Below are 15,748 nucleotides of genomic sequence, written 5' to 3'. Positions count from 1 at the left end.
ATATGAGGTTTTATCTATTGCAATTTACAAGAGAATTTTACTATCATAGAGAAAGTGTGATTTTGCAACGTGGTGAAGAAATAATGATAAGATAGAACAAGACCAAATAACTTATTTTATTAAACCAATTTAGCTCTTATTATAAGGATGCTTGTGCATCGTTAAAAAAGATGGAGCAGCATAATTACTTGAAATGATTTATGTAACTCAACTCATATAGTAAACAAATATAAACCAACTCAAAAAGCTTGACCAAAACTCTAGGAGTGATAAATGTGAACGGAAAAATGAATTTCTTTCTTGACCCTAAAAACCGAGTTATTCAAAAACCCTCGATTATGAACTACAAGCAAGATCAACAAGGGTTATACCTTGTGGCTAACAAACGATTCATCAACTGGATGGATGTTCATACGTATTGTCATACTTGCTTAGACGCATTAACATTTGATGATGAGTTTGACGCAAGTTATTGCGCAAGTTGCAACGAATGGCGAGAAGAACCTTGCACGGATATTAGCTGCGAATATTGTGAAAATCGTCCAAAACGCCCATTAGATCCCCGCCGATAAGCGGGTTTTTTTATTAGTTTTATAACTTTAGAACAACTCATTTTGCATAAGATTTTCAAAAAAATGACTAGCGAAGATTTAGTATGGATGATATATGGTAAAATAAAGCTACTAGAACATTTGGAGGATGGATATGAAAAAGGAATTTGTAGTCATTGGACTGGGCCGTTTTGGCGGTAGTATTGTACGTGAATTGATTGAACAAGATGCTGATGTTATGGCAATTGATAAAGATTCTGAACGAGTGGATGAATTTTCTTCTATTGCGACTCAAGCTGTAGTGGCAGATACGACTGACGAGTCAGTATTAAAGTCGTTAGGAATTCGTAACTTTGAACATGTTATTGTGGCGATTGGTGAAAATATTCAAGCCAGTATTTTAACAACTTTGATGTTAAAAGAAATAGGTGTGAAAAAAATTACAGTAAAAGCGCAAAATGACTACCATGCTAAAGTGTTGAGTAAAATTGGCGCAGATAAAGTTGTTCACCCTGAACGTGATATGGGTATACGAATCGCCCATAATATTCTGTCGAATAACGTACTGGATTATTTAGAGCTATCAGATGAGCACTCGATTATGGAGATTAAAGCAAATCAGAAATTAGCTGGGTATACATTGATAGGTCTCGATATTCGAGCGCGTTACGGGATTAACATTGTGGCCATCAAAAGGGGAGATGATATTATTGTTTCCCCGCAAGCTGATATGGAAATTGAACAAGAAGACATTTTAATCATCATTGGCTCAGATGCAGACATCAATCGTTTCGAGAAGAAAATGATGAACTAGTAAAAAACTGTAGCGGATATTCTTCCGCTACAGTTTTTTGTATTAGAAAAAGGTGTATGGGATTTGCTCCCATACACCTTTTAAATGTCTTTAATTAAACTTCCATGATGACTGGTAAAATCATCGGACGACGTTTTGTTTTCTCGTATAAATACGGTCCAAGCACGTCTGAGATATCATTTTTCAATTCTGCCCAATCGGTATTTTTGCTATGGATTTTTTTGTTTAAATGGCGATTCAGCATTTGCTGTGCTTCATAAATCATCGTACCTGACTCACGCATATAAACAAATCCACGTGAAATGATGTCAGGACCTGAAACCATTTTGTTCTTTTCCATATCAACACTTACAACTACGATGACTAAGCCTTCTTCAGAAAGAACGCGGCGATCACGCAATACGATATTGCCAATATCACCGATTCCGCTACCGTCGATATAAACATCGCCAGAAGGAATGCGACCTGCAATAGAAGCTTCATCTTGACCTAAAGCAAGAACTTCACCATTTTCCATGATAAATGTGTTTTCCATAGGAACATCACATTCTACAGCTAATCCTGCATGCGTTTTTAACATGCGAAATTCACCGTGGATTGGCATAAAGTATTTAGGTTTGATCAAACGCAACATCAATTTATTTTCAGGTTCTGACCCGTGCCCAGATGTATGGATGTTGTTAAGCGATCCGTGAATAACATCTGCTCCAGCGCGGAATAATAAATTGATTGTACGGTTAACGCTGCTCGTGTTACCTGGAATTGGAGAAGACGAGAAGACAACCGTATCATTTGGCTGAATTTGAATTTGACGGTGTGTACCGCTAGCAATTCGTGAAAGAGCTGCCATTGGCTCACCTTGAGAACCTGTACAAAGAATTAGTACTTCATTTGCAGGTAAGCGGTTCAAAGTTTGCGTATCCACAAATGCATCTTCCGGAGCGTTAATATAGCCTAACTCGCGACCAATTGTCATGGCGTTATCCATACTACGACCGAAAACGGCAATTTTACGACCTTGTGCAACTGCTTCGTCAGTTACTTGTTGAAGACGGTAAATATTTGAAGCGAAAGTAGCAAAGATTAAGCGACCATCGACTTTCCTCATAATTTCTTTAATGGATTCGCCGACTTTACGTTCGGACATTGTAAAATCAGGGACTTCTGCATTTGTGCTGTCAGATAAAAGACATAAAACACCTTCACTACCGATTTGAGCCATTTTCAATAAATTGGCAGGCTCTCCAACTGGCGTGAAATCAAATTTGAAATCGCCTGTATGAACAATGTTGCCGGGGGGTGTTTTGACAACAACACCGAAAGCATCAGGGATACTATGGGTTGTACTGAAAAAACTAACGGCAGTTTTACGGAATTTGATGATATCGTCTTCGCCGATTTCAGTCATTTTCGTTTGACGCAATAAACCATGTTCTTCTAATTTTTTACGCAATAAACCTAGCGCTAATTTTCCGCCATAGACGGGAATATTAATTTTTTTAAGTAAATAGGGAATACCGCCGATGTGATCTTCATGACCATGTGTAATAAAAAGGCCTTTAATCTTATCAACGTTTTTTACTAAGTATGTGTAATCCGGAATAACGTAATCGATTCCGAGCAAATCGTCTTCCGGAAATTTAATGCCGGCATCAATAAGGATAATTTCATCCTGAAATTGGACACCATACGTATTTTTACCGATTTCACCCAGTCCGCCGAGTGCAAATACAGCTGTTTGATCATTTTTAACAAATTTCATTGTTATTCGATGCTCTCAACTTCATAATTTTGGCTCGACTGTTCATACTCTAGATGGTTTCCTTCAAGTAATTGAACAAGTTCAATATTATAATTGCGGTCTTTTAGGTGGTGTCGGACTTCGCGCTCGGATGCTGCTTCCACATAAAGGCTTTGTGTGTTCTCTCGAACAGGTACTTCGAATCGGTTTTCTTGGTAGTATACTTTAAAAATCATAGTTTGCTCTCCTTTTTCCACGCTCAAATAAATGCACTTCCTTTATATTATCATGACATTAGACTAAAATAAAGAATAGCCCTCCTTATTTATAAAGAAGGGCTAAAACGTTTATGCTATTTTCTTTTTATTCATGATGCCATTGAGTTGTCTGAGAAGTTTTCTCTTCAAACGTTTCAGCATGGCTAATCACTCCTCAAAGCAATTATAACTCTTTTTCTGATTATTGCAAATAATAAAGAGCTTTAAATTTACTACTAAACATTTGAGAATGGAGACTTAATAATGCCTAAATTATTATTGCTAGATATTGATGGAACGCTATTAGACTCACATAAGAAACTTCCGGATTCTGCAAAAAAAGCATTACAACAAGCCCGTTTAAATGGGCATGATTTGGCAATAGCCACAGGTAGAGGACCGTTCATGATTAACAAAATTTTGGAGGAACTCGAGATTGATACATATATTACTTTTAATGGTCAATACATTTCGCATAAAGGTAAAACGGTTCATAAAGAAGCAATCGATACAGAAATGCTAAAAGAAATCTATGCGTATGCAGAACAACAAAATCATCCCATTGTTTTCATGAATGAAGAAAAAATGATTTCTTCTATTGATTACCATCCTGATATTGATGAAAGCATTAAGACGTTAAAAATACCGCATCCTGAGATGGAGAAAGATTTTCATCTTGATAATGAAATTTATCAAGCTCTCGTTTTTTGTGAAAAAGATGAAGAACAGCAATACCATGATACGTTCAAAGAAGTCGACTTTGTTCGTTGGCACCGAGTATCTTGTGACATCACACCTAAAGGTGGGTCAAAGGCAAGCGGGATTAAGCATTTGATCAAAGTAACTGGCCATGCAATTGAAGACACGATTGCATTTGGTGATGGCTTGAATGATCTTTTAATGATGGACGTAGCCGGATTTAGCGTCGCAATGGAGAATGGACACGAAGAAACAAAAAAGCGTGCATCGTATGTAACAGATCACGTAGACAATGACGGACTAGCGAAAGCATTCAAACACTTGAAGTTGATATAAGAAAAAGAGACTCAGCTTATTCAGCTGAGTCTCTTTCGATTGGAATTGCGTTTTCAATTTCAGCAAATGGGTTTTTTGAATCAATGTGATCAAAGAACATCACACCGTTCAAGTGATCTAGTTCGTGTTGAAATGCGATGGCAGGAAGACCTTTTAAACGCATTTTAATTTCTTCGCCTTCAAAATTAAGGGCTTTGATGGTGATACGGGCATATCTTGGCACATACCCAGAAACTGCACGGTCCACGGACAAACAACCTTCACCAGCTGCTAAATAAGTTTTTTCAACAGAGTGGCTAACAATCTTAGGGTTGAACACAACAAGGCTAAGGTTTTCACCCGTGCTGTCATCAAAATGCAAAGCAAAAATGCGCTTTGCCTGATTTACTTGAGGGGCTGCAATTCCCACACCTGGACGTAAATCGTACTTTTCAGCCAATTCATCATCCTGACTATTTACTACATATTCTAAAAGATCTTCACCCAGCTTACGGTCTTCTTCAGAAAGTGGGAATTTCACTTCTTCTGCACGTTCTCTGAGTGTTGGATGACCTTCACGTATAATGTCTTTCATTCGTATCAAGTGGTTTCATCCTTTCAAATGGCTTGCTCTATATACTAGTATAACGTAAATCAGCTGTTTTGAAAAAGGAAAAGCCGATAGATAGTGTTGTCTTTTATATGGTCACAGACTATAGTTAATTCATGGGAAATAAGGGGTGAATTAGATGAGGAAAACACGTATGGCGCTTAGCTTTTCTGTACTGCTCTTGTTGGGGGCGTGCACTGATTCGGGAATTCGCGGGGATTTGGATCAAGTGCTCAATGGTACCTTCGAAGCGGAAGAAGAATATCGCGAAGTGCAGGACGATTTGGAAAAAAGAGAAAAAGCAGAACAGAAATTGTTTGCAGACATTATGTCTTTAACTCAAGAGCAACATGAGAAAGTAGCAGAACAGGCTCAAGAAGCGCTTGATTCGGCAGATGAGCGTCTAGATTTTTTAAATACCGAAAAAGAGTCAATGCAGTCGGCTGAAAAAAAATTAGCTGAAATTGATCAAGTGATTGAAGATGCTGAAGAGGAATCAGTGAAATCAGATGTACAAGCACTGAAAACAAAAATGCAAGAACGCTTTGCAGCTCATTCTAACTTTGTGACAGCCTATGAAAAGCTAATAGGACTTCAGAAAGAATTATATGAAATGTTAAAAGATGAAGATAGTAAATTGCAGATGCTCCAAGAAAAAGCTACAGAAGTGAATGAACAAAATAACTTGGTGCAACAAGCTGTTACAGATTTTAATGAGTTAACGCAACAGGTTAATGAATTAAAAGATAACACATTAAAAAAATTAACTGAAAGCTAGTGGAAAGCAGCCTTTACGGCTGCTTTTTCTGTGCTATAAAAGATGTGTAAGCATTCAACTGTATTATAATACAGAGTTGAAATTAGACTGATACAGTTTCAAAAGACAGAATTTTCTTTGTGTTAGTATTGCACGAAAATGTCAGGTCCTCTATGATTGACCGAGTTATTATCGTAACGTATACTAAGAAGGAATGCGAAATTGTATCATAAATTGTATGAAATTATTTTAATACAGATAAAAAAGGAGAGTTGCTTTTATGGCTGCGAAAAAATCACAGCAGTTCGATGCAGTAGAAACGCTTAATGCAATCGAAGAAAAGTTTGAAATGGTTCAAATTTTGAACGAAGAAGGCGAAATCGTTAACAAAGAGGCAGATCCAAAACTTTCAGATGAAGAACTTACAGAATTGATGAATCGCATGGTTTACACACGTATTCTCGATCAACGTTCAATTTCATTAAACCGTCAAGGACGTCTTGGGTTCTATGCTCCTACAGCGGGGCAAGAAGCTTCTCAATTGGCATCTCATTTTGCGTTATCAAAAGAAGATTTCATTTTGCCGGGTTACCGTGACGTTCCACAATTGATTTGGCACGGGTGGCCACTTCACCAAGCATTCTTATTCTCACGTGGACATTTCATGGGGAACCAAATGCCTGAAGGATTGAATATTTTGCCACCGCAAATCATTATTGGTGCTCAGATTGTACAAGCAGCGGGAGTTGCGCTTGGTATGCAAAAACGTAAAAAAGAAGCTGTTGCAGTTACTTATACAGGCGATGGTGGTTCATCACAAGGCGATTTCTATGAAGGACTTAACTTTGCAGGCGCATTCCGTGCACCGGCTATTTTCATTGTGCAAAATAACCAGTACGCGATTTCGACGCCTCGTGAACTTCAAACTTCAGCGAAAACAATTGCTCAAAAAGCAGTGGCAGCTGGAATTCCAGGCGTACTTGTAGATGGAATGGATCCACTAGCAGTGTACGCTGTAACGCGCGAAGCACGTGAACGCGCAGTTAAAGGCGATGGTCCAACATTAATCGAAACACTTTGCTACCGTTACGGACCACATACAATGGCTGGTGATGACCCAACTCGCTACCGTACTTCAGATATCGACAGCGAATGGGAAAAGAAAGATCCGCTTGTTCGTTTCCGTAAATATCTAGAAGCAAAAGGCATTTGGGATGAAGCAAAAGAAAATGAAGTAATCGATAAAGCTAAAGAAGAAATCAAAGCAGCAATTAAAAAAGCTGACGGCGCTCCGAAACAAAAAGTATCAGATCTCTTAGAGCTTATGTACGAAGAAGTGCCGTTTAATGTTCAGGAACAGTTGGATATTTATAAAGCAAAGGAGTCGAAGTAAGCCATGGCACAATTAACAATGATCCAAGCAATTACCGACGCTCTGAAAACAGAGATGAAGAACGATGAAAACGTTCTTGTTTTCGGTGAAGATGTAGGAAATAACGGCGGTGTATTCCGCGCAACTGAAGGTCTACAAAAAGAATTCGGGGAAGACCGTGTTTTTGATACACCTTTAGCTGAATCAGGTATTGGCGGTTTGGCTATCGGTTTGGCTTTGCAAGGATATCGTCCAGTTCCAGAAATTCAATTTTTTGGATTTGTTTTTGAAGTAATGGATTCTATTAGCGGACAAATGACGCGTATGCGTTTCCGCAGTGGTGGAAGTTTAACTTCTCCTGTAACAATCCGTTCGCCATTTGGCGGTGGGGTTCATACACCTGAAATGCACGCGGATTCTTTAGAAGGATTAATGGCAGCTCAGCCAGGTTTAAAAGTAGTTATTCCTTCTACACCATACGATGCTAAGGGCTTATTAATTTCAGCAATTCGCGATAACGATCCAGTTATTTTCTTAGAGCACATGAAACTATACCGTTCATTCCGTCAAGAAGTACCTGAAGAAGAATATACAATTCCTTTAGGGAAAGCGGATGTGAAACGTGAAGGTAAAGATTTAACAATTATTGCTTATGGTGCGATGGTACAAGAAAGTATCAAAGCAGCAGAACAGCTTGAAAAAGAAGACTATTCGGTTGAAGTGGTCGATCTTCGTACAATCCAACCGCTTGATATTGAAACAATTATTGCTTCAGTTGAAAAAACTGGACGTGCAATGGTTGTTCAAGAAGCACAGAAACAAGCTGGAATTGCAGCGAGTGTTGTAGCAGAAATTACAGATCGTGCCATTCTTACATTAGAAGCACCTGTTTTACGTGTTACTGCGCCAGACTCAATCTTCCCATTCTCGCAAGCGGAAGAAGTTTGGTTGCCGAATTCGAAGGATATAATAGAAACAGCGAAGAAAGTACTTACTTTTTAATTAGACAGAACCGAAAGGGTGATATGCATGGCTTTTGAATTTCGTTTGCCGGATATCGGAGAAGGTATCCATGAAGGTGAAATCGTAAAATGGTTCGTAAAAGCAGGAGATACAATTGAAGAAGACGATATTCTTGTTGAAGTACAAAATGACAAGGCAGTAGTCGAAATTCCTTCGCCTGTTTCAGGAACGGTTGAAGAAGTATTGGTATCAGAAGGAACAGTTGCAGTAGTGGGCGATGTATTAGTTCGCATCGATGCACCAGATGCTGAAGAAATGAGCTTTAAAGGCGGTCGTGATGATAAGAAAGAAGCTGAACCTGAAGTAAAAGAAGAAACTGAAGAGCAAGTACAATCAGGTACAGCTGAATCAGGCGAAGAGGTTGATAAAGCACCTACTAAAGAAGACGCGCCAAAAGAAGAAACAGGTGCTGGGGAACAGCCTAAAGAAACAAAAGAAGCTGATTCAACTGCTCGTGTAATCTCAATGCCGTCTGTTCGCAAATTTGCGCGTGACAATGATGTAGAGATTAAACAAGTAACAGGTTCAGGCAATAACGGTCGTGTTTTAAAAGAAGATGTTGAAGCGTTTATGAACGGTGATCAAAAAGCAGCTACAACTGAAACTTCTGAAGCATCGGCAGAAACAACAGAAGAAAACACTGAAAAAGAAGCAGCGCCAAAAGCAGCAGTGGCTCCAGAAGGTGAATTCCCTGAAACACGTGAGAAAATGTCTGGAATTCGTAAAGCGATTGCGAAAGCAATGGTTCATTCGAAACAAACCGCTCCTCATGTAACGTTAATGGACGAAGTGGATGTTACAGAACTTGTAGCGCATCGCAAAAAGTTCAAAGACATTGCAGCAGAAAAAGAAATCAAGTTAACGTATTTACCATATGTAGTAAAAGCGTTAGTGAGCACATTGCGTGAATTCCCAGCTTTAAACACATCATTTGATGATGAAACAAGCGAAGTTATTCAAAAGCATTATTTCAATATCGGTATTGCTGCAGATACAGAAAAAGGCTTGATGGTTCCTGTTATTAAAAATGCAGATCGTAAATCAGTATTCGCAATCTCTGATGAAATTAATGGTTTAGCTACAAAAGCACGTGATGGTAAATTATCAGCTGCTGAAATGAAAGGCGCATCATGTTCAATCACAAATATCGGTTCAGCGGGTGGACAATGGTTTACACCGGTTATTAACCATCCAGAAGTGGCGATTCTTGGAATTGGCCGTATTGCAGAGAAACCTGTAATTAAAAATGGTGAAATTGTAGCTGCACCTGTGTTAGCATTGTCATTGAGCTTTGATCATAGAATGATCGATGGCGCAACAGCGCAGCATGCTTTAAATCATATTAAACGTTTATTAAGTGAACCTGAATTACTATTAATGGAGGCGTAAAACTTATGGTAGTAGGAGATTTCCCAATCGAAACAGACACACTCGTAATTGGCTCTGGCCCTGGCGGTTATGTTGCAGCTATTCGTGCAGCACAAACTGGCCAAAAAGTAACAATCGTTGAAAAAGAATATATTGGTGGCGTTTGTTTAAACGTTGGCTGTATCCCTTCTAAAGCAATGATTTCTGTTGGACACCGTTTTGAAGAAGCTCAACACTCAGATGATATGGGTATTGTGGCTAAAGAAGTTTCAATTAACTTTGAAAAAGCACAAGCTTTCAAAGATGGCGTAGTTAAGAAATTAACAGGCGGCGTTGAATCTCTTCTTAAAGGGAACAAAGTTGAAATTTTACGTGGTGAAGCTTATTTCGTAGACGAAAACACAGTTCGTATTATGGATAAAGATTCAGCACAAACGTATAAATTTAAAAACGCAATTATTGCTACAGGATCTCGTCCAGTAGAAATCCCGACTTTCAAATTTACGGATCGTGTCATTAATTCTACGGGAGCATTAGCTCTTAAAGAAATTCCAGGCAAGCTTATCGTTATTGGCGGTGGCTATATTGGGACTGAGCTTGGAACTGCTTACGCTAACCTTGGATCTGAAGTAACAATCCTTGAAGGCGCACCTGATATCCTTGCTGGATTTGAAAAACAAATGACAGCAATCGTTAAAAAAGGATTGAAGAAAAAAGGCGTTGAAGTTATCACAAAAGCATCTGCTAAAGGTGTAGAAGAAACTGATTCTGGCGTTACAGTAACATACGAAGCAGGCGGAGAAGAAAAAACGCTTGAAGCTGATTATGTTCTTGTAACAGTTGGCCGTCGTCCAAATACAGACGAAATGGGTCTCGAAGAATTGAACTTGAAAATGTCTGACCGTGGCTTGATTGAAGTCGACAAGCAATGCCGTACAAATATCCCGAATATCTATGCAATCGGTGATGTTGTGGCAGGTTTGCAGTTGGCTCATAAAGCTTCATATGAAGGCAAAATTGCTGCTGAAGCAATCGCTGGCGAAAAATCAGAGGTTGATTACTTAGCAATTCCTGCAGTTTGCTTTACAGATCCTGAACTTGCAAGCGTAGGTTTAACTGAAGAGCAAGCGAAAACTGAAGGATTTGAAGTAACAGCTGCTAAGTTCCCATTCGGAGCTAACGGCCGTGCACTTGCACTAAACGCTTCTGAAGGATTTGTGAAACTTGTTTCACGTAAATCTGACGGCTTGCTATTAGGTGGACAAATTGTTGGAGCTGGCGCATCAGACATGATCGCTGAAATTGGACTGGCAATCGAAGCGGGTATGACCGTGGAAGATATCGCAATGACAATCCACGCTCACCCAACACTTTCTGAAATCACGATGGAAGCTGCAGAAGTAGCTCTTGGAACACCAATTCACATCATTAAATAAACAATAGAGAAGCCGCTTTTGCGGCTTCTTTTTTTTGGAACAAAGTAGATTCTCATGGTAAGATTTGTTTATTGAAGGGGTGTTTTGAAATGATACATAAAAAATGGATAGCTATCGCAGCAGTATCTTTTTTACTAACAGCATGTGGAGATGATACAAACACCTCTACGAGTGAAGAAAAAGAAACAAAAAACGTGGAGGGAAATACTGAAACAGAAAAACAAGAAGAAAATGTAGAAAAAGAAGAAGTAGAAGAAGTAGAAGAAGTCGAGGAACAGGTCGAGGAACCTCAATACAAAGTTAATCCAGCCAATTGGTCTGTGCAGCCGATTTTGGATGCTGATGAAAAAGTGGTGCTCGTGACAATAGATGATGCACCGGACAAGCATTCATTGGAAATGGCTGAAACCTTGAAAAGCCAGAACATTCCAGCTATTTTCTTTGTGAATGGTCATTTTTTAGAGTCAGATGAAAAAAAACAACAACTAAAGAAAATTCATGAAATGGGTTTTATGATTGGGAATCACGCTTACAGTCATCAAGATTTAAAAGGGTTAGCTGAGCAACAACAGCAAGAGGAAATTTTGAAAGTCAGTGAAATGGTAGAGGAAATCACGGGTGAAAAACCTAAGTTTTTCCGCGCTCCATTTGGTTCTAATACAGATTTCAGCAAGCAGTTGGTCGCAGACGAAAAAATGGTATTGATGAACTGGACATACGGTTATGATTGGGAAAAACAATATCAAGATGCTCAAACATTAACAGATATCATGGTTAATACTGAGTATTTGAATAATGGAGCTAACTTGTTGATGCACGATCGTGATTGGACAGTCGAAGCGTTGCCTGGGATTATTCAAGGGTTAGAAGATAAGGGTTATGGCTTTGTTGATCCGAAAGAAATCGAAGAAATGTAAAAACGATCCACAGAATTTTTTCTGTGGATCGTTTTCAGGTTTTATGAAGTTGTAAAAGTCGGAGCTGACCAGGCACTTTCACTTTTCGTTGTCTAGACTCCAGCAGCCAGATTCTCGGGACATAAGCCACTCTGGCTGTGTGGCTGAAAACACGCCAATTCGCCAGTGCGTCTTATGCCTGTCGAATCTACATGGCTGCTTACGCTTTTCTATTTACCTAATAGCTTGTTGTTCTTTTATTACGCGTAGCATTTGCAGTGTATCGTCTTCTGGTCCTTGTACTGGCAACCCGGCAGCGACGTTCATGTGAATATAGTTGATGTTTTCTTCAGTAATAATTTCACCTGGGATGAAAATAGGGATACCTGGTGGATAAACCATGATAAATTCTGCAGAAATGCGTCCAACAGCGTCATTAATCGAAATAACTTCTGTCGTTGCATAGAAAGCGTCTCGTGGTGTCATGGCAAGCCTTGGGATATCTGGAATCATCACAACAGGTTCCACGACGGCAGCGTCGCTATCTAATGTTTCGCTCATACGTTGAAGAGCATTGATCAGTAAATTCACTTCTTTGCGGCTATCGCCAATTGTAACGAGACAAAGAATATTGTATAAATCGGAAAGTTCGATTTCGATATTAGCGTTTTCTCTTAGCCATTCCTCGGCTTGATGACCGGTGATGCCTAAATTTTTGACGCTAATCAATAATTTTGTCGGATCCAAATCAAAAGTGGCTGACGAATTTAATACTTCTTTTCCAACACAATACAAATGAGGCATTTTATTAATTCGTTTGCGCGCATCTTGAGCTAATCGAATAGTCCGGTCAATCAAATCGTAGCCGTGAACCGCTAATTGACGACGTGCTGTGTCAAGAGAAGCTAAAATTGGATAAGAAGTTGATGTCGTGGTTAGCATCGATAGTGTAGACTGTACGCGTTTTGGTGATACTAGACCTTCGCGTACATTCAGTACAGAACTTTGTGTCATAGAACCACCTAGTTTATGGACAGAAGTTGCAGCCATATCTGCACCTGCCGCCATTGCAGAAACCGGTAGTGATTTATGGAAATGAATATGAACACCGTGTGCTTCATCAACTAAAACTGGAACATTGCGCTCATGGGCAATATCCACAATTCGTTTTAAATCAGCAGCTACACCGAAATAAGTTGGATTGATAACCAATACAGCTTTAGCATCTGGATATTCAATCAATGCTTTTTCTACAGCTTCTGCTGAAATACCGTGAGAAATACCAAGCACAGTATCCACTTCTGGATGAATAAAAATCGGAATAGCTCCAGCAAAAACGATCGCAGACATAATCGATTTATGAACATTTCTTGGAACCAAAATTTTATCATTTGGTCCAACAACACTTAAAATCATAGTCATAATTGCACCACTTGTACCTTGTACAGAAAAGAATGTATGATCTGCTCCAAAAGCTTTGGCAGCTAGTTCTTGTGCTTCTTTAATAGCTCCTTTTGGAGAATGTAAATCGTCCAAAGGTGCAATATTGATCAAATCAATGGAAAGAATATTATCGCCGACAAATTCCCGGAATGCGGGATCGACGCCTTGTCCTTTTTTATGACCAGGAATATGGAATTGGATCGGGTGCCGATTTCGATGCTTTAAAAGTGCATCAAATAACGGAGTTTCTAATTGAGACAATGATAAGCCCACCTCACTAAATAAAATGAAAACAAAAAGAATTATAGCATGATGTACCCTACTATAGTATAAATAAAAGGATTTTCCAATATGGAAGCGAATACATTTGGTATAGAGAGAAAAGGAGTGAGTTAATGGAATTCAAAACAAAGGTAACTGAGCTACTTGGAATCCGCTACCCGATAATACAGGGGGGCTTAGCTTATTTAGCTTATGCAGAATTAGCAGCAGCTGTTTCAAACGCTGGCGGTCTGGGTCAAATTACAGCGATGAGTCTTTCTACGCCAGAAGAATTGAGAGCTGAAATTAAAAAAGTTAGAAAGTTGACGGACAAGCCTTTTGGCGTTAATTTTGCGATTGGCGATCATGGCCGTGCATTTTCTCATATGCTTGATGTGGCAATCGAGGAAAAAGTACCAGTCGTTTCCATGACGGGGGGGAACCCAACGCCAATATTTGAACAGTTAAAAGGAACCGATATAAAAAAATTAGTGCTGGTTGCTGCCAGAAGACAAGCTGAAAAAGCAGAAAGTCTAGGTGCTGATGCTGTAATGGTCGTCGGGCAAGAAGGGGGCGGCCATCTAGGGCGTGACGACATTGGTACGATGGTGTTGATTCCTCAAGTAGTAGATGCTGTGAAGATTCCTGTTATTGCGTCAGGTGGTATTGGTGATGGACGAGGTTGGATGGCAGCCCATGCCTTAGGTGCAGAAGGGATTGAGATGGGAACGCGTTTTATCGCAACAAAAGAATGTGTTCATGCATCTAGTGCGTATAAACAACAATTAATCGATAGCTCCGAGAACGATACGGTGATTATTAAGCGCAGCATTGGGGCTCCCGCGCGTACTTTACAAAATAGCTGGACGGACAAAATTTTGGAGATTGAAAGTCAAACACCGACCTATGAGGCCTTAAAAGAATATATTAGTGGTGAAGCCAACAAACGTTTCATCTATAATGGAGATAAAGACCAAGGATTTGGCTGGGCTGGACAAGTAACCGGATTGATCAAGAATGTGCCAACAGTTCAGGAACTGATTGAAGGTATGGTCAAGCAAGCTGGAGCAATCCGTGAAAAATGGTCAATCACTAGATGAAAAGAGGGATGAAAAATGGATTATTCTTATCCATTTTCAATTGAATGGTCAACAGAAGAAATTATTGACGTTGTCAGTTTTTTTGAAGCAATTGAAATGGCCTACGAAAGTGGCATCAACAGACAAGAGTTGTTAACGCGATACCGTAAATTTAAACAGGTAGTTCCTGCTATATCAGAAGAAAAAACGTATTTTCGTGAATTTGAAGAAGAAAGTGGCTATGCTAGTTTTCCGGTTATTAAAGAAATGAAAGCTGGAACAGATGACCAAAAAATCAAATTGAACAAGAAGTAAGAGTACAAAAGAACCTGCAGCCTAACGGCTGACAGGTTCTTTTGTAGCTTGAAGCAACGTATTGTAAACGGGGAGCAACTCCTCGAACGTTTCTTCAGCAAATTGATAAAATTGTTCTTTAGTAAAAAATGCAGCCTGTTCTCGAGTTAAATGGCGTCCGATGACAAATTCACCTTTTTTCACATCGCGCAAACGGATAAGTAATTTCTCAAGACCTTGGTCACCTAATTCGTTTAATGCATTAGATTGTGGTTTCATATGATCTCCGGAAACAACGAATTCACCAGACAAACTTTCAAGAACTTCTGAATGTAATAAATTTTCGGCCATGGCTGTTTTATTTGGTGCTTCGTAAATAACAGCTAATATAACAAATACGTGACTTTCCCACATACCAATTTGGAAATGAGGAACAGCTTTATATCCTCTTTTATACGGAGCAAAAGCTACCCAGCTATCATTTGGCGGATTTACAGTTCTGCGCATATGTTTAGCAACATGCGGGAAGAATTCATCTCCTGTTTTCCCAGAAAAAAATGATGAAAATTCAGTGCCAAGTTCCGCAAATTTTGGGCGGATAAGTTCAGTTAATGCAGCCATCCGTGCCTCCAATCCTGGAGTGTTGAAAACATCAAAATCTTGTTCAGTCCAATAAGGTTTCAAAAAAAATCCTCCCTTAATTTAAGTAATCAGGTTTCATTTTAACGAAGTTTGGGAAAAAAGAATATAAATACGTTTCTGATGATGGATTTTGTAATAAAAAAGTGGTATTATTGAGTTGTAACAAAAATAGTCAGAATTTTCGGAGTTC

General features: G+C 39.2%; 16 protein-coding genes. 11 read left to right on the top strand and 5 right to left on the bottom strand.

Translation table 11 applies throughout. The features are described from left to right. Positions 1-275: 275 nt before the first annotated feature. Positions 276-572: a hypothetical protein gene (locus BBI08_RS11735; protein ID WP_008498069.1), complete on the top strand. Its 297-nt coding sequence runs from the start codon at positions 276-278 to the stop codon at positions 570-572. Between the two features lie 133 nt (positions 573-705). Then, entirely contained in the window at positions 706-1,365 is a 660-nt protein-coding gene (locus BBI08_RS11730; RefSeq protein ID WP_008429848.1) for a potassium channel family protein, read from the top strand. A 94-nt stretch (positions 1,366-1,459) separates the two neighbouring features. On the opposite strand, the gene rnjA is transcribed toward BBI08_RS11730, so the two are convergent. Then, positions 1,460-3,127, bottom strand: a complete 1,668-nt coding sequence (gene rnjA / locus BBI08_RS11725) for a ribonuclease J1 (RefSeq protein WP_065528125.1) — start codon at positions 3,125-3,127, stop codon at positions 1,460-1,462. Between the two features lie 2 nt (positions 3,128-3,129). Then, the gene (locus BBI08_RS11720; protein WP_008429852.1) at positions 3,130-3,342 is read right to left on the bottom strand and encodes a DNA-dependent RNA polymerase subunit epsilon; all 213 of its coding nucleotides are present in this window, start codon (positions 3,340-3,342) and stop codon (positions 3,130-3,132) included. A gap of 285 nt (positions 3,343-3,627) precedes the next feature. Between BBI08_RS11720 and BBI08_RS11715 the strand changes: the two genes are divergently transcribed. Beyond that, positions 3,628-4,398 carry a Cof-type HAD-IIB family hydrolase gene (locus BBI08_RS11715; protein ID WP_008498068.1) on the top strand — a complete coding sequence of 257 codons (771 nt, stop codon included), beginning with the start codon at positions 3,628-3,630 and terminating at the stop codon, positions 4,396-4,398. A gap of 16 nt (positions 4,399-4,414) precedes the next feature. On the opposite strand, the gene def is transcribed toward BBI08_RS11715, so the two are convergent. Next, positions 4,415-4,981, bottom strand: coding sequence for a peptide deformylase (def, locus tag BBI08_RS11710; protein WP_008498067.1), 567 nt, complete (start codon positions 4,979-4,981; stop codon positions 4,415-4,417). Between the two features lie 145 nt (positions 4,982-5,126). Between def and BBI08_RS11705 the strand changes: the two genes are divergently transcribed. The 6 genes from BBI08_RS11705 to BBI08_RS11680 all read left to right on the top strand — a co-directional run bounded on the left by BBI08_RS11705 (position 5,127) and on the right by BBI08_RS11680 (position 11,860). Continuing rightward, complete coding sequence (locus BBI08_RS11705) at positions 5,127-5,765, top strand: YkyA family protein (protein WP_065528124.1); 639 nt, start codon at positions 5,127-5,129, stop codon at positions 5,763-5,765. Between the two features lie 259 nt (positions 5,766-6,024). Then, positions 6,025-7,137, top strand: a complete 1,113-nt coding sequence (gene pdhA / locus BBI08_RS11700) for a pyruvate dehydrogenase (acetyl-transferring) E1 component subunit alpha (protein ID WP_008498064.1) — start codon at positions 6,025-6,027, stop codon at positions 7,135-7,137. A 3-nt stretch (positions 7,138-7,140) separates the two neighbouring features. Further along, positions 7,141-8,118: an alpha-ketoacid dehydrogenase subunit beta gene (locus tag BBI08_RS11695; protein ID WP_065528123.1), complete on the top strand. Its 978-nt coding sequence runs from the start codon at positions 7,141-7,143 to the stop codon at positions 8,116-8,118. 27 nt (positions 8,119-8,145) lie between these two features. Next, on the top strand, positions 8,146-9,528 hold the full coding sequence (locus tag BBI08_RS11690; protein WP_008498062.1) for a dihydrolipoamide acetyltransferase family protein: 1,383 nt from the start codon (positions 8,146-8,148) through the stop codon (positions 9,526-9,528). 5 nt (positions 9,529-9,533) lie between these two features. Further along, positions 9,534-10,943: a dihydrolipoyl dehydrogenase gene (gene lpdA, locus BBI08_RS11685; RefSeq protein WP_008498061.1), complete on the top strand. Its 1,410-nt coding sequence runs from the start codon at positions 9,534-9,536 to the stop codon at positions 10,941-10,943. Positions 10,944-11,032: 89 nt separating this feature from the next. Then, a complete protein-coding gene (locus tag BBI08_RS11680; protein WP_008498060.1) occupies positions 11,033-11,860 on the top strand; it encodes a polysaccharide deacetylase family protein in 828 nt (275 codons plus the stop codon). 213 nt (positions 11,861-12,073) lie between these two features. On the opposite strand, the gene BBI08_RS11675 is transcribed toward BBI08_RS11680, so the two are convergent. Further along, a complete protein-coding gene (locus tag BBI08_RS11675; RefSeq protein ID WP_008498059.1) occupies positions 12,074-13,543 on the bottom strand; it encodes an aminotransferase class I/II-fold pyridoxal phosphate-dependent enzyme in 1,470 nt (489 codons plus the stop codon). Between the two features lie 134 nt (positions 13,544-13,677). Between BBI08_RS11675 and BBI08_RS11670 the strand changes: the two genes are divergently transcribed. Continuing rightward, on the top strand, positions 13,678-14,643 hold the full coding sequence (locus BBI08_RS11670; RefSeq protein ID WP_008498058.1) for an NAD(P)H-dependent flavin oxidoreductase: 966 nt from the start codon (positions 13,678-13,680) through the stop codon (positions 14,641-14,643). A 15-nt stretch (positions 14,644-14,658) separates the two neighbouring features. After that, the gene (locus BBI08_RS11665; RefSeq protein WP_008498057.1) at positions 14,659-14,937 is read left to right on the top strand and encodes a UPF0223 family protein; all 279 of its coding nucleotides are present in this window, start codon (positions 14,659-14,661) and stop codon (positions 14,935-14,937) included. A 21-nt stretch (positions 14,938-14,958) separates the two neighbouring features. Here BBI08_RS11665 and BBI08_RS11660 read toward each other — a convergent pair whose 3' ends face one another. Further along, positions 14,959-15,600, bottom strand: coding sequence for a YktB family protein (locus tag BBI08_RS11660; RefSeq protein WP_008498056.1), 642 nt, complete (start codon positions 15,598-15,600; stop codon positions 14,959-14,961). Between the last annotated feature and the right edge of the window lie 148 nt (positions 15,601-15,748).

It is taken from the genome of Planococcus halocryophilus (assembly GCF_001687585.2).
In the GTDB taxonomy this organism is placed as follows: domain Bacteria; phylum Bacillota; class Bacilli; order Bacillales_A; family Planococcaceae; genus Planococcus; species Planococcus halocryophilus.
Note: the sequence above shows the minus strand (reverse complement) of the source record. Positions and strands in the feature narration are given on the sequence as shown.

Bases quoted from the DNA above. Each gene is read 5' to 3' on its own strand.
- BBI08_RS11690 (WP_008498062.1), top strand. From the start codon at position 8,146: ATGGCTTTTGAATTTCGTTTGCCGGATATCGGAGAAGGTATCCATGAA.
- BBI08_RS11730 (WP_008429848.1), top strand. From the start codon at position 706: ATGAAAAAGGAATTTGTAGTCATTGGACTGGGCCGTTTTGGCGGTAGT.
- BBI08_RS11680 (WP_008498060.1), top strand. From the start codon at position 11,033: ATGATACATAAAAAATGGATAGCTATCGCAGCAGTATCTTTTTTACTA.
- BBI08_RS11665 (WP_008498057.1), top strand. From the start codon at position 14,659: ATGGATTATTCTTATCCATTTTCAATTGAATGGTCAACAGAAGAAATT.
- BBI08_RS11715 (WP_008498068.1), top strand. From the start codon at position 3,628: ATGCCTAAATTATTATTGCTAGATATTGATGGAACGCTATTAGACTCA.
- BBI08_RS11670 (WP_008498058.1), top strand. From the start codon at position 13,678: ATGGAATTCAAAACAAAGGTAACTGAGCTACTTGGAATCCGCTACCCG.
- lpdA (WP_008498061.1), top strand. From the start codon at position 9,534: ATGGTAGTAGGAGATTTCCCAATCGAAACAGACACACTCGTAATTGGC.
- pdhA (WP_008498064.1), top strand. From the start codon at position 6,025: ATGGCTGCGAAAAAATCACAGCAGTTCGATGCAGTAGAAACGCTTAAT.
- rnjA (WP_065528125.1), bottom strand. From the start codon at position 3,127: ATGAAATTTGTTAAAAATGATCAAACAGCTGTATTTGCACTCGGCGGA.
- BBI08_RS11695 (WP_065528123.1), top strand. From the start codon at position 7,141: ATGGCACAATTAACAATGATCCAAGCAATTACCGACGCTCTGAAAACA.
- BBI08_RS11705 (WP_065528124.1), top strand. From the start codon at position 5,127: ATGAGGAAAACACGTATGGCGCTTAGCTTTTCTGTACTGCTCTTGTTG.
- BBI08_RS11720 (WP_008429852.1), bottom strand. From the start codon at position 3,342: ATGATTTTTAAAGTATACTACCAAGAAAACCGATTCGAAGTACCTGTT.